The sequence below is a fragment of the Candidatus Venteria ishoeyi genome, assembly GCF_030378065.1.
Lineage (GTDB): Bacteria > Pseudomonadota > Gammaproteobacteria > Beggiatoales > Beggiatoaceae > Venteria > Venteria ishoeyi.
In genome coordinates this window covers 90,222-104,370 of record NZ_JAUCGJ010000004.1, presented here as the reverse complement: position 1 = coordinate 104,370, position 14,149 = coordinate 90,222, and the positions used below count along the sequence as shown (strand labels likewise).

Below are 14,149 nucleotides of genomic sequence, written 5' to 3'. Positions count from 1 at the left end.
TTTACTCCCTGAAGATATCAAGAGCTAATTGAATTCTTTCTCGTATTACAGCAGTTGAAGTAGTTGCTGTTCGTAAATTTCTATTCTCCTCAATAACCTGAGAGAATTGTTCTATTCCAGATTTAACGTCACCAACTCTATAATTATTCCTTACGCATACCCCCAAAGCTACGAATACTGTCTCAAGTAAATTTCGCTTTACAACTCCTTTATTTTTAAAGGGAGTACCATCTATGTCTATTGTGAGAAGATCAGAAACTTTTTCAAATAATGAAGCGTACTCGCTCATTGTATTGTCCCGATGTTCAGATTGAAATCTACTGAGGAATCTATGCATTGGGGGACGATACTGTTCATGAGCATCGATTAAAGACATGATTCGTAAAACAAGTTCAATGTCAGCTAATCGAGCATGGGGCTGAGATGTCCCCAACAACCGTCTCCAAGCTGGATAAGTATTTACATAGTGGAGAGTCCGATTAAACTCACCAATATACACACAATTTCTGACCTCTTGATTAGTCAGTGGAATGCCACCGGTATTAATTCTATAGAAAAGCTCATGAACAATATCTGGGTTGAAATCAATATCGTCAATAACAGTTGCATTTTGAACAGAATTTTTTAGCCTTCGCTGTAAATTTAGAGGAAGTTCACTAAAGCTACATCCATCCCATGACCGTCCATCAAGCTCAACAAGTCGAAATCCTTCGCCTGTTGAGAATTGTTCGGTAATAAAAAAATATATAGTTTTAAGACGTTGTAAGCCATCAATTACAATAAAATCTTCTCTCGATGAATTTCTACCAAAAAATAGATTTGGTGTAGGAAAACCAATAAGTAATGAATCAATAAATAGACTAGCCATTCGTTTGTCCCAAACAAAATTCCTTTGGAACTCTGGCTCCAATTCTAACTCTTGGTGCTGAATTAGATCTATTAGAGTCCAGATGCTATATGAAATTGAATATGATGTTATTTTTGAAAATGCATCTTCCGAAGAAAGTACAAACTCTTCGTCATAGTCATTGTCAAACTTAAAGCTATCTTTCATTCTAAATTAATCCCTTTTTTAGAATCCATGAGATTGTGCATACTAGTTTTGCCGTGTAACGCCCGAATTCAGCGGCGTGCACTTTTTGCGTGTCCGCTGGATTTGATTGTTAGACCTTTTTGGATAGTTGCAACTGCTTGAATTTTTTCAGCTCATCAAATGCTTTAAGATTTGCTGAATTTCTTTTTATGTTCGACTGATACCCCGGGAATGGGTTAAGACCATTTGACATTATCACGGAGGTTAGCTGGTGATACCATTTATCAAGTGTCATTTCTTCACCATTAATGACTTTCATCTCAACGAATGACAGCAATTGGTCATAAAGTATATCGAACCTTCTGAATGCTTTCTCATCCAGGTAATTTTTACCGACCTTTACATCTGCCTGTGTAATGTGATTCGAGTCTCCAGCGTATGATTTCATTCCTGCATTTGACTCATTGCAATCAACATTGTGAAACACAAGCTCTGCCGCTGTGTAGCCAGAAACTGCGAAGTGGAAGCTATCTTGTAGTTTTGAAAAGAACTTTCCAAGCTCTTTCCTGTCCTTGGATTTATAGTCTACGCATGTTGCTGATATTGCATCTGTCAATTTTCGATATAAATCTACATCGGAAACACGTAGTTTACGAAGATCGGCAGATAATTTGTCACGTTTCTCTTGATCCGTTTCTAGTAGTTTGTTATTTAGACTGTATCCATAATTAAAGTAGTCGTGTAGTGCAGTAAAGCATTCTTCTTGGTACAAGATTACTTTTGTTTTTATTTCTGACTTGACTTTGTCGGGGTTTATTGAGAATAGATATCCATTTAGCTTTTTCAGAGGAAGACATAAAGATGGTTGAAGCCCACCTTTTGAAGGGGTTGCGATATCGCAACACCTAAATTTCTCCTGATTATTCCGTAACTTGACAGACTGAGAAGCCCAGTTAAGCCCTATTCCCTCAACAATCTGGCGCATAGCAACATATTCAGCACCATCTTTCTTGACTGTCGATATTGGTTGCCCATAAAAATCTATGGTTGCTATATTTGTGTTTTCTGTCATAAATCTGACCTATGAAGATATGAATAAGGTTGTTGTTTGGAGCCTGACTTATGTATAAGGATGAGTGCTAGGAGCCTGTCGGACTCAGGATAATCTACTGCGAAAAACCGGATATTGGTCGGATTTTCCGCTCATTGTACTGGAGGTTCATCCCAATTATCAGTTTCTCGTTCCCACGCTGGAGTGGTGGGAACGAGAATCAACTGTCTATTTACTTACTGATAACCGCCCACGAAAGCGCCATCCCAGCAATAACAGAATTGGCAATAAGAACACGGAGCCACCGCCCCCACCGCCACTGCTGGTGGTTTCTGTGCTGGAATCCGTATCCACTGCCACAGGCTGGGCACTGGCATTCTGACTGGCAACGCTGAAATAGCCGAAGTGTTCGGTCAGGAACAGGGCAAAGCCTGTTTCACCATCAGTTTGAGCTTGAACAAAAACCAGTTTGGCATTCAAATCATTCCAGTCATTACCATTATCACTGTGAATCAATTTAATCTTGCTTTCATCGGTAATATCGCTGTAATAAGGCAGTTTAAGCAACATTTGACCACCCGTGGTCAACTGACTCATGTTTTGACCGTTATCATAAGCCGCTTGCAAGTTGATGACGCTGCTGATCAAACCACCAAAACCCGCATTCTGGGCGCGATTGAACTGCTCATTGCTTGCCAGACTTGCCTGAATTTGAGCGGTGGAGAAAATGGCATCGGTGGCGGAATTGGCTTCCAGCAACAGCGCCAGATGGCGTAGTGCATCGTCCCCATAATCGCCCTTAAAGACATAAGCTTGCGGGGTGAAGATTTGCTCGCCCAGGCGACTGCTGTAAGCACCCAATTGCGCCTGGTTAGCAGCATTATCCAAAGCATATTTGTGCATGGAACCCGTCATCACCCTGGCTTGTTCCGCGTTGAGAATAGACATGGAAGGATTGATTTTGCTGTCATACAAAATATCTGCAATATTTTCCGTTACCACGCCGCTGTCATCAACCTGCATATAAGGTTTATCAAAAATAACCAGCCCCTCATCCACCAAACGTTTATCTGGCAGGGTTGTGACCTGTTTGATATTTTCTTTGCCTAATACGCCTTGTTCTGAAACCAGAGCGCTGAAAGAACCGTTTTGTTTGCGTTCATGACATTGTTCACACTGTAACGAATCAACCGCCAGCCGGGTATTGTGCGACATGATGTAATAATTGGATTCTGTCCACACCATAACGGCATCGGGGTTAGCCAACCCCTTTTCAGCCAATACGCTGTCATAAGCCTGTTTCAATGCCTTAAAGCTATTGTAATCAGCGGGATCGCTGAAACGCCAGCTACCATGAGACATGCGCGCCCCTACTGTGCCGAGTTGCTCGCCACTCACCGGATTGATCAAAGCACCGTATTTGTTGCCATCGGCATCGGTTTCCAGGCGGAAAGCGCGGTTGCGTTCGGTTTGGTTCATTACATAACCGCTGGTTTTGTCTTTCCAGTAATAACGCAGGCGCGGGTTATAAGGAATAATTTTAAGTTTGTTATCTTCGCCGCGACGATAGCGATACAGAATCTGCAAGGGTCGGCCCCGAGATTTTTTATTTGTAATATGACAGGCCTGACAGGAAATTACATCCAGATGAGTCTGGGTAATACGATCCAGACTGCCTGCGGTATAACCCTGTAAATCACTGCTGGCTTTCCAGCGTTCTCTATGCGCATCTAACATAGTGTCATGCCCGGAAGGAATGGCGCGATTCGGTGAGGTTTCGTGACAATATTCACAGCTCTTGGGCGCAGGATTGAAATCCAGATCATTACGCACGTCCATATCTGAATTCCCCTTCAAAAACTGATGGGGACTGTCCAAATCCACATTGCTGTAACTTGGTTTGAAATAGGTTCCAGAGTGGCAACTGTTACAATTTTCAATGGCGCGGGATTCACCGTTGGTTTCCGTCCAGACTTTGCCATAATGCACATCATCCTGATAATCTTCCTCAATGATCCCTTCAGCATCGGCTTCCATCGCCGTATCTTCGCCAAAACCATAAAAACCCCGGCGGGAATTACTGGTACGGTGACACATCATGCAGTTGTCATTATTTGGATAACGCAACATGGGAATCACCACCTTGCCATTTTCATCAAAGGCATCGGGATTCCAGTTTAACAGTGGGTTGCCATTGTCATCCAGATTCAAATGACCATCAGTGCGGCTGAAATTAAGCAGCGATTTATCGCTGGTGACACCATCGGGATGGTTTAAGTTCATGACTTCGAGAATAGCGCTATCCACATAACGGAAAAAACCTTTTTTGGCTAAATCAGTGCCGCGTACGCTGCGGAAATGATCATAACCCGATGTATCCGCAGATACTTGATCATCAAAGACTTTTAAGTCATCAAATTTGAAATGACATAAAAAACAGTCGTTTTCGACCACGCCACTTTTTTGCCAGTTCCATTGACTGACCACGGAACTGTCTGCTGATTGGTTATTTTCATCCGTGCCGCGATTAAAATAATCTCCATCCAAAGGATTCACCGTATCAGGATTCACTTCATCATAACGGCGGTTATTGCGGTCTTTCTCCATCCAGCCGCCACCGGAATGGCAACTGATACAGCGTTTAATCAAGCCCGCAGAGCCGTGATCAGCAAAGTCGCTGACTTGTGCATTGTTCTTTTTGGCGAGGTTATCCGGATTACTGCCACCCATGCAGTTATAACCCCCAAAATAACCGGGGGAAACCAATTGCGGCAATTGACGCAAGGCACCAAAATCATCCCGCGCTTCATCACGCCCGGTTTCAAAATGGAAGGAATGGGTGATCTGCTCATAATCATGACAGCCGCCCGTGCCACAGGTTGTTTTGGGGCTGTAAGGCTGACCGGAGTTTAAAACATGAGCGCCGCTTTCATCGAGAACAGGAATGGCAGGGTGGGCAACGGGTTCATCCAAGGCTCCAGCCCAACTTAATGAACTGAAAACAATGAAACAACAACAAACAAGATGGTGAAGTAAGTGTCGATGGGCATGGCTTATTATCATGGTTTCTCCTGCGATTCCCTTTGCCAATTAAAAAAATATTAAAGAGCTAAGCAACAGCAAAATTCACACCATAATTATTTCTTATTAAAAACAAATAATTAGTTATTTTTCAGCAAAAAATAAGTGTGTGATATAACGCAGATATAGGTGATATACCTCGATCAATATCTGATAAACCCCTGTGATGGGGCTATCGTTTGGATTTGATGACAGGAAAAAGCAGCACAAGCAGCCAACCCGTAATGGCACCATACAAATGGGCATCAGTCACCACTGTGCCGCTGATAAGCTGAGCCGTCATCCCTAATCCACCCCATAACCATTCCCCAAGCAACTTAAATGCTAAGAATGCCAGCAAGCCCAAGCCCAGCATGGTATTTTTTTGCAGCCAGGCAATTGCCATCCACAAAGCGTGCAAAATACCGGACAAACCGACATACCAACTGATGTGAGGTGAAAACAGGCTTAATCCGGTGCTGATGCCAAAGGCGGACAATATCAACAAAGCGATTAAGGCATAACAGTTAAAGCCAACGGGCCTGAATGCCCAAAGCAAAAATAAGCCAAGCAGGTTAAATAAGAGATGAAGCCAGTTTAAATGCAGCAGATGCCCACTTAAAAAACGCCAATATTCCCCCTCAGCAATAGGGTTACGTTCATAACGCAGGATTGGAAATAACTCAGTATTATTGAATTGTATGAGCAGACAAAGACTGGCAATGAGAGTGAGTACAATAACGGAACAGGATAAATTTCGGTAAGGCATGGTTTACGCAATTATTCAATTTATTTCAAGCCATGTGAATACCCATGTTAATACACGGCTGAATTTTTACAAAATCTGGAAACAGTTTTTGGAGATTGACTAAGTGTTACAATAAGGCAACTCGCAAGAAATAAGGTAACTCGCAAGAAATAACGCCCCCGTAGCGCGCAGGATTTTTATCCGTTTTCAAGGCGTGAAAACCGGCGCATAGTGAGCTATGTAACGGTTTTTACAACGCAGAAAACGGGGGAAAAGACCAGCGAAATGGGGGGTATTATTCGCTGCGAGTTACCTAATATACATGGAAAATAAAAACCGTATGAGTCAAACACAAACAACTGCAACAACGCCAGAATTTAAAAAATATCTGTCATCGCCCTTATTCCATCTGTTATTGATTGCCATTGCAATTGTCGCGGTTTATTTCCATACCCTGGATGTACCGTTTTATATGGATGATTTTTCTTCCATTAGGGAGAACCCGGTGATTTACCTGGGTCAGGGATTGGAGACAATCTGGCATTACGCACCGCCGCGCGTGGTGGGTTATCTCAGTTTTGCCTTGAATTATCAGGTGCATCAGTTTGGTTTAACTGGCTATCATCTGGTAAATATTTTTATTCATCTGTTGGTCAGTCTGGCTATTTATGGTTTTTTACACCGTCTGCTGCGCACGCCGCGCCTGCAAGATAAGCTGCCACCACTGGCGCTGATTGGCATCCCTGTGTTTGCCGCCCTGCTGTTTGCCTTGCACCCTTTGCATACGCAGGCTGTCACCTATATCGTGCAGCGTCTGGCGGCGATGGCGGCTTTATTTTATATCCTGACCATGCTGGCTTTTGTGCAGGCGCGACTGGCAAATAGCATCACCCAGCGCAGTTTATGGATAGGGTTTTGTCTGCTATTTGCCGCACTGGCATTTTTTACCAAACAAAATACCGCCACCTTGCCCTTTGCCTTGTTATTGATTGAAGGTATTTTTTTCCGGGAAACCCTGAAACGCTTTCTAATTGAAATCGCTCTGGTGTTACTGGCTTTACTGAGTCTCTGGCTGATTCTGGCTTATGGCTTTGAATATCGTCCATTTTCCCTGGAAGCCATGCAGGCAATGAGCCGGGAGACCACCAGTATTTCACGTATGGAATATCTGGCAACCCAAACTACGGTAATCTGGCATTATGTCAAATTATTTTTTATCCCGGTGGGGCTGCACATTGATTATGATCTGATTGCGCTGACAGGGTTTGCCAATGCTAAGGTGGTCGCCGCTTTGCTTGGGCATGTTGCCATGATAGGCATGGCATTATGGTTAATGCGCAAAATGCCGTTGCTGGCTTTTGCGATTTTATTTTATTATCTGGCGCACAGTGTTGAGTCCAGTCTAATTCCCATCCGTGATGTGGTGTTTGAACATCGCACTTATTTACCGGATTTAGGTCTAAGTTTATTAGTGGCAATCGTCTTATTATTATGGCTGCCGCGTTTACTGGATAGACAGGCTATCACGATTCTGGGGCTGGTATTATTAGTGTTGTTTGCCATGCAAACCTGGCAACGTAATGAAACCTGGCGTAACCCGGTGGCCTTGTGGCATGATAATGTGAAACACGCGCCTAATAAGGCGCGTGGCTGGTCTATCCTGGGCAAGCATTATTTACAAACTCAACAGCCCAAACTCGCCATGCAGTCTTTGCAGCGTTCCATGCAGATACAACAAGCCAGTGGCAAAGGCATTATTAATACGGTGGATGTCATTAATCTGATTGTTGCCTTAAAACACCTGGAACGTTATGACGAAGCGCTGAAATTGACCAAAGATGTCATGGCCTATCCCATGCCGCCTTTACTGCGCTCCAAATTTTTAATTAACCGTGCCAATATTTATTTTGCACGTAAAGATTACCCAAGAGCTGAAAACAATCTGAGGCATGCCATTAAAACCTATCCTAACAGCATCACTGCGCGCGCCAACCTTGCCAGCTTGATGGGATCAACCGGGCGTTTTGATGAAGCTGAAAAACTCTATAATGAGGTGCTGGTATTAGATCCCGATAATGCGGTGACTCAGGATAATTTAAAAAAGGTACGGGCATTGCGTCAGCAATCACAATAGTACATCATCAGCTTTATAATAGTGAGTGCATTTTTTAGAGGAGTAACAAGACAGTATTGAAGCAAAAGCTGGGAAGTTTATTGTGATTGGTATTACAATCCACCACTACTCTCATGTGCTAAAATTCAAAGTTTACTCAAAACCTCAGAAGTCTTGAATATGTGTGATTATCTTTCGCTTGCCACGCCTGGCGTACAAAAACTGACACCTTATCAACCCGGTAAACCGCTGGAAGAACTGGAGCGTGAATACGGTATTCAGGAAGCCATTAAACTGGCTTCCAATGAAAACCCGAGCGGGCCTGCGCCCAAAGTTTTACAAGTGCTAAGCCAACAGCTATCAGCAGACACGATTGCGCGTTATCCTGATGGCAGTGGTTTTGCGCTGAAAGCCGCGCTGGCAAAACACTATGCTGTCATGGATACACAAGTGACCTTAGGTAATGGTTCTAATGATGTGTTAGAGCTGATTGCACGTTGTTTTGTCCAGGCAGGTCAGGGTATTTTATTTTCACAACATGCATTTGCAGTTTATTCACTGGCAGCGCAAGCCCTGAGCGCAGAAATCCAGAAAGTACCCGCAACCGCCTATGGTCATGACTTAGAGGCGATGGCTGCCGCCATTACCGACAATACCCGGGTGATTTTTATTGCCAATCCCAACAACCCCACTGGTACCTGGCTGAAAGCTGGCGCGCTGGAAAATTTTCTCAAACAAGTACCCAAGAAAGTTGTTGTGGTGCTGGATGAAGCCTATTTTGAATATCTGCAAGCCGATACCGGGCATGACAGTATTCAATGGCTGCCACATTATTCCAATTTAATTATCACCCGTACTTTTTCCAAAGCCTACGGTCTAGCGGGTTTGCGCGTGGGTTACAGCCTGTCTTCCCCGGAAATTGCAGACTTACTCAACCGTATTCGCCAGCCATTTAATGTCAATAGTTTGGCCTTGCTCGCCGCAGAACATGCCTTGCAAGAGCAGACTTATCTGCAACAGGTTGCACAAGACAACCAGGCCGGTATGCAGCAATATGAAACAGCCTTCAAACAAATGGGGCTGAACTTTATCCCTTCTAAAGGTAATTTTATTGCAGTGGACACCGGCAAGGCCGCAGCGCATGTTTATGAAGCATTGTTGCGGCTTGGTGTGATTGTGCGCCCGATAGAAAACTATGAATTACCCGGTTTTTTACGCATCAGTATTGGCTCACCTGCTGAAAATGTGCGCTGTATTCAGGCATTGCAACAAATCCTGGCATAGACTGCATGGTCTTAACTTCCAGCTTGTTATTTTATATGTCGCCATTATTGTTAGTATAATTTAGTTAATCTGAATTTGACGTAAGCTTCTTTCATCCGCTATGCGGCTGAAAACCGCTTCCGCCTCACGTTGTTTATTGATAGTGTGTGCTGAATTTAAGTGGTTTTCATTAAAAAACCTTACGTCGAGTCCAGATTAACGACTTACCTCTCGTTCCCACGCAAAGCGTGGGAATGCATATTCATATAAATCCTCACCTTTTTTATTTAGAGAGACACAGCCATGAGTGCGATCCCCAAGGACGTGATTAACCAGACTGACCTGCTGAGCCATGAGGCGTTGGAGCCTTTTCCAAATTCCAGAAAAATTTATGTCGAAGGCAGTCGCCCGGATATTCGCGTGCCCATGCGGGAAATTCGTCTAAGCGATACGCACACGGATGCGGGTATTGAGCACAATCCGGCAGTCACCGTTTATGATCCTTCCGGGCCTTACAGCGACCCTGATGCCAAGCTGGATTTACACAAGGGCCTGGATGCGATACGCGAAAGTTGGATTACAGAACGTGATGATACCGAACAACTCGGTGGCCTGACTTCCGATTATGGCGCGCAGCGTTTAGCAGATGAGCAATTGGATGAATTGCGCTTTCAGCATTTACGCCAGCCACGCCGCGCTAAAGCAGGAAAAAATGTCTCCCAGATGCATTATGCGCGTGCTGGCATTATCACCCCGGAAATGGAATATGTTGCCATTCGTGAAAATCAGCGGCGTGCGGCATTAAAAGACACCGGTCAAGATGAGATTTTATTACAGCAACATCCCGGTGAGTCTTTTGGTGCCAACATTCCCGATGTGATCACCCCGGAATTTGTTCGTGAAGAAATTGCCATAGGTCGCGCAATTATCCCCGCTAATATCAATCACCCTGAAGTGGAGCCGATGATTATCGGGCGCAACTTTCTGGTGAAAATCAATGCCAATATCGGTAACTCCGCACTGGGTTCTTCTATTGCCGAAGAAGTGGAAAAAATGATCTGGTCACTGCGTTGGGGTGGCGATACTGTGATGGATTTATCCACCGGTAAAAACATTCACGAAACCCGCGAATGGATTATTCGTAACTCTCCCGCGCCCATTGGCACAGTGCCGATTTATCAGGCGCTGGAAAAAGTCAACGGTAAGTCCGAAGACCTGACCTGGGAATTGTTCCGCGATACCCTGATTGAACAAGCTGAACAAGGCGTGGATTATTTCACCATCCATGCTGGTGTACGCCTGGCTTACGTGCCCATGACCGCAAAACGGACTACCGGCATTGTCTCGCGCGGCGGTTCTATCATGGCAAAATGGTGTCTGGCGCATCACCAGGAAAGCTTCCTCTACACCCATTTTGAAGAAATCTGCGAAATCATGAAAGCCTATGATGTTGCTTTCAGCCTAGGTGATGGTTTGCGCCCTGGCTCCATTGCTGATGCCAATGACGAAGCACAGTTTTCAGAGCTGGAGACACTGGGTGAGTTGACTCAGATAGCCTGGAAACACGATGTACAGGTGATGATCGAAGGCCCCGGTCATGTGCCCATGCAAATGATTAAAGAAAACATGGATAAGCAACTGCGGGAATGTGGTGAAGCACCATTTTATACCCTCGGCCCGCTGACCACCGACATCGCACCGGGTTATGATCACATCACTTCCGGCATTGGCGCGGCGATGATAGGCTGGTATGGCTGCGCCATGTTGTGTTATGTCACGCCCAAAGAACATCTGGGCCTGCCCAATAAACATGATGTACGTGAAGGCATTGTCACTTACAAGCTGGCAGCACACGCAGCAGATTTAGCCAAAGGGCATCCAGGGTCGCAAATCCGCGATAACGCACTGTCCAAGGCACGCTTTGAGTTCCGCTGGGAAGATCAATTCAACCTTAGCCTTGACCCCTTAAAGGCGCGGGAATTCCACGACGAAACCCTGCCCAAAGATTCTGCCAAAGTCGCCCATTTCTGCTCCATGTGCGGCCCACATTTCTGCTCCATGAAAATCAGCCGGGATGTGCAGGAATATGCTAAAAATAAAGGCATTAAGGACATTGAAGTGGCAGTAGAAAGCGGAATGCAGGAAAAATCTGAGGAATTTAAGCAAAAGGGCAGTGAAATTTACCAATAAATAATCATGCCTGTTCCGGGAGTCTTAAGGTTTTCCCGGAACGCTGAGCTGAGAAACTTGTTGTGATTTTTATTTTCCATGCACAAGGTTAAAACCTTCGCCTTTCAGGCGAACAGATTTATCTCTAATGTTTAACGGTAAAACTTAAAATATGGGTTTTAGCGCTAACACCCCCAAAGGGGTATTTTAATATAGCTTGGGGCAGCGCCCCACTGCCATTAACTTAAGAAAGTATTCAAGCCCCAAAGGGGCAAAACATACTAGCCCAGGGCAACGCCCTGGGTGTGTAATGTGATGATACCAGAGCCCTGAAAGGGCGATACATAAATGATGCGCCCTCTGATGTATCACCCTTTCAGGACTCTAATTCAACAAAATAACCTGCCTGGGGCGCTGCCCCAGGCTAGTATGTTTATCCCTTTCAGGGATATACTTGCTCACCCAATGAGAATAAAGCAATAATTTTTAACCAAAAGTCTAAACTTAATACTGGCACAAAAGTTTAAAGGAGGTCAAGCCTTGGCTTGGGTGTGCTTTTTAGGCTCCCAATCCGAGGATTGGGCTCTTTAAGTTAATGGTAGTGGGGCGTTGCCCTTGGCTATATTAATGCGCCCCGTTGGGGCTAAACAACAGGGCTTGTCTGCCCTGTATCTCGGCTTTCAGCCGCCAAACGCTCTAACCCACCCGTCTTTTAGCGAGTGGTTGTTTATTCAGCTTTTAAGGAAATTCATGCAATGGCAGCGGGCCAATATCGCCGGGCCAATATCACCGGAAAAACTTAAATTAGACAATATACGCAATTCCCATTAACAAGCCATACAACAATTGCAGCTTGCCTGTTGATGCAAGTAATGAGTTCAGATTTGGCCCTACTGGTTCAATAAAAAGGCGGCGAATCAGATACAGTGCCATAGGCAGCAATAGCATAATAATCACGGTTTCAACAGGTAACAGCGCAGGCACTGAAAAAGGCAATAATAATAGCGCACTATACAGCCAGCGACTGTATTTTCTGCCCAGATAATAAACCAGTGTTAAACGACCAGAATCTTGATCTGTTTCCAGATCACGATAATTATTAACCAGTAACACGGCGGCGGCAAAAAATCCCAGCGCAGCACCTGACCAGACTATATCCACTGATAATTGTGAGGTTTGCAGATAATAAAAACTGCCTGTGGCAATCAGCCCAAAAAAACTAAAAACAGTTACTTCGCCAAACGGTGTGTTGGAGATAGGTCGCGGCCCGCCGGTATAGCTGTAAGCAACAAATACCGTAAACAATGCCATGGGAATAAATAACCAACCACCGATCCAAACCAGATAAGTCATCGGCAACCAAAATGCTGCAAAACAAAACCGGGCTGCATTTTTGATCTGATGCGCACTGAACCAGCCTTGAGCCGCAGCCCTGGCAGGCCCGATACGCGCTGCGGAATCAGTGCCACGTTCAAAATCAGCGGCATCATTATGGATATTGGTCGCTATCTGGATTAATAAAGCGGCTAATGCCAGCGCCAGTATCACGCCCCCCTTAAGTTGCCCGGTATCAGACCAGGCTATGCTCGTTGCAACCAACAACGGCGTGATTGCCAGAGTTAATGTTTTCGGGCGAATCATTAGCCAGGCATAATTTAACCAGGCAGGGATCATGACTCATCCCGAAATTTAGTAAAATCAACCGGGCGTTTTTCCAGAAAGGCATCCCGCCCTTCCTGCGCTTCTGCGGTTGTGTAAAACAAGCCTGTGGCATGGCCTGCCAGTTCCTGAATACCTGCCATGCCATCAGTATCAGCATTAAAAGAGGCTTTCAGCAAGGCCAATGAGGTAGGGGAATGGGATAATATCTCATGGCACCAGCGTACTGTTTCCTGCTCCAGTTCTGCCAGTGGTACTACGGTGTTCACCAATCCCATATCCAGTGCTTGCTGCGCATCGTATTGGCGGCATAGAAACCAGATTTCCTTGGCTTTTTTCAAACCCACAGTGCGTGCCAGTATGCCCGCACCAAAACCACCGTCAAAACTGCCAACCCGTGGCCCGGTTTGACCAAAGCGGGCATTATCTGCGGCAATACTCAGATCACAAATCAAATGCAGTACCTGACCGCCACCAATTGCGTAACCCGCCACCATTGCAATTACTGGCTTGGGCAGGCTGCGGATTTGTTTTTGCAATTCCAGAACATTCAGGTATTGATGCCCCTGCTCATCCCGGTAGCCTGCATCGCCACGCACTTTTTGATCACCACCTGCACAAAATGCCAAATCACCGGCCCCTGTTAAAATAATGACACCAATGTGATGGTCATGTTGTGCGCGTCTGAAAGCATCACACAATTCCATAATGGTTTCAGGGCGAAACGCATTACGCACCTGAGGTCGGTTGATGGTGATTTTTGCAATACCATCCGCCTGCTGATAGAGGATGTCTTGATAGTCAACGCTTGATGGCGTTTGCCAGTTTATGCCGGGCATTTTAAAGTCCTGAATGTTGCGTAGTGAACAAATAATTGCTTATTTGAGATAAGATATTTTATCCAAAAATACTGAAATCCTGCGCATACTATCAAGAATTTAATGTGAGACGTAAGCAGTTTTTTGTGCCATTAGCACAAAAAGAAGCTTACGCTGAACTCAGGATATTACGGTGAGAATCGATATGAAAATGGTGGCAAAGGCTTAAAATAAC

The 14,149-nt window shown here is 44.9% G+C and carries 9 protein-coding genes; 3 read left to right on the top strand and 6 right to left on the bottom strand.

The window, feature by feature from the left end:
• Position 1 precedes the first annotated feature (1 nt).
• From QUF61_RS02235 to rrtA, 4 genes are all read right to left on the bottom strand, one after another.
• The gene (locus QUF61_RS02235; RefSeq protein WP_289680264.1) at positions 2–1,054 is read right to left on the bottom strand and encodes a DUF262 domain-containing protein; all 1,053 of its coding nucleotides are present in this window, start codon (positions 1,052–1,054) and stop codon (positions 2–4) included.
• A 109-nt stretch (positions 1,055–1,163) separates the two neighbouring features.
• Positions 1,164–2,105, bottom strand: coding sequence for a RhuM family protein (gene rhuM / locus QUF61_RS02230; protein WP_289680263.1), 942 nt, complete (start codon positions 2,103–2,105; stop codon positions 1,164–1,166).
• A gap of 207 nt (positions 2,106–2,312) precedes the next feature.
• The gene (locus QUF61_RS02225; protein ID WP_289680262.1) at positions 2,313–5,147 is read right to left on the bottom strand and encodes a hypothetical protein; all 2,835 of its coding nucleotides are present in this window, start codon (positions 5,145–5,147) and stop codon (positions 2,313–2,315) included.
• A gap of 190 nt (positions 5,148–5,337) precedes the next feature.
• Positions 5,338–5,913, bottom strand: a complete 576-nt coding sequence (gene rrtA, locus QUF61_RS02220) for a rhombosortase (protein WP_103921538.1) — start codon at positions 5,911–5,913, stop codon at positions 5,338–5,340.
• A gap of 319 nt (positions 5,914–6,232) precedes the next feature.
• On the opposite strand from rrtA, the gene QUF61_RS02215 reads away from it, so the two are divergent.
• The 3 genes from QUF61_RS02215 (at position 6,233) to thiC (ending at position 11,458) form a co-directional block, all read left to right on the top strand.
• Positions 6,233–8,026 (top strand): tetratricopeptide repeat protein, encoded by a 1,794-nt coding sequence (locus tag QUF61_RS02215; RefSeq protein WP_177428592.1) that lies wholly within the window; start codon positions 6,233–6,235, stop codon positions 8,024–8,026.
• A 159-nt stretch (positions 8,027–8,185) separates the two neighbouring features.
• Positions 8,186–9,289 (top strand): histidinol-phosphate transaminase, encoded by a 1,104-nt coding sequence (gene hisC, locus QUF61_RS02210; protein ID WP_289680261.1) that lies wholly within the window; start codon positions 8,186–8,188, stop codon positions 9,287–9,289.
• 282 nt (positions 9,290–9,571) lie between these two features.
• On the top strand, positions 9,572–11,458 hold the full coding sequence (gene thiC / locus QUF61_RS02205; RefSeq protein ID WP_289680260.1) for a phosphomethylpyrimidine synthase ThiC: 1,887 nt from the start codon (positions 9,572–9,574) through the stop codon (positions 11,456–11,458).
• 783 nt (positions 11,459–12,241) lie between these two features.
• On the opposite strand, the gene menA is transcribed toward thiC, so the two are convergent.
• Positions 12,242–13,111, bottom strand: coding sequence for a 1,4-dihydroxy-2-naphthoate octaprenyltransferase (gene menA / locus QUF61_RS02200; RefSeq protein WP_289680259.1), 870 nt, complete (start codon positions 13,109–13,111; stop codon positions 12,242–12,244).
• The gene (gene menB, locus QUF61_RS02195) at positions 13,108–13,935 is read right to left on the bottom strand and encodes a 1,4-dihydroxy-2-naphthoyl-CoA synthase (RefSeq protein ID WP_103919465.1); all 828 of its coding nucleotides are present in this window, start codon (positions 13,933–13,935) and stop codon (positions 13,108–13,110) included. Before menB ends, menA begins: the two co-directional genes overlap by 4 nt.
• Positions 13,936–14,149: the final 214 nt, after the last annotated feature.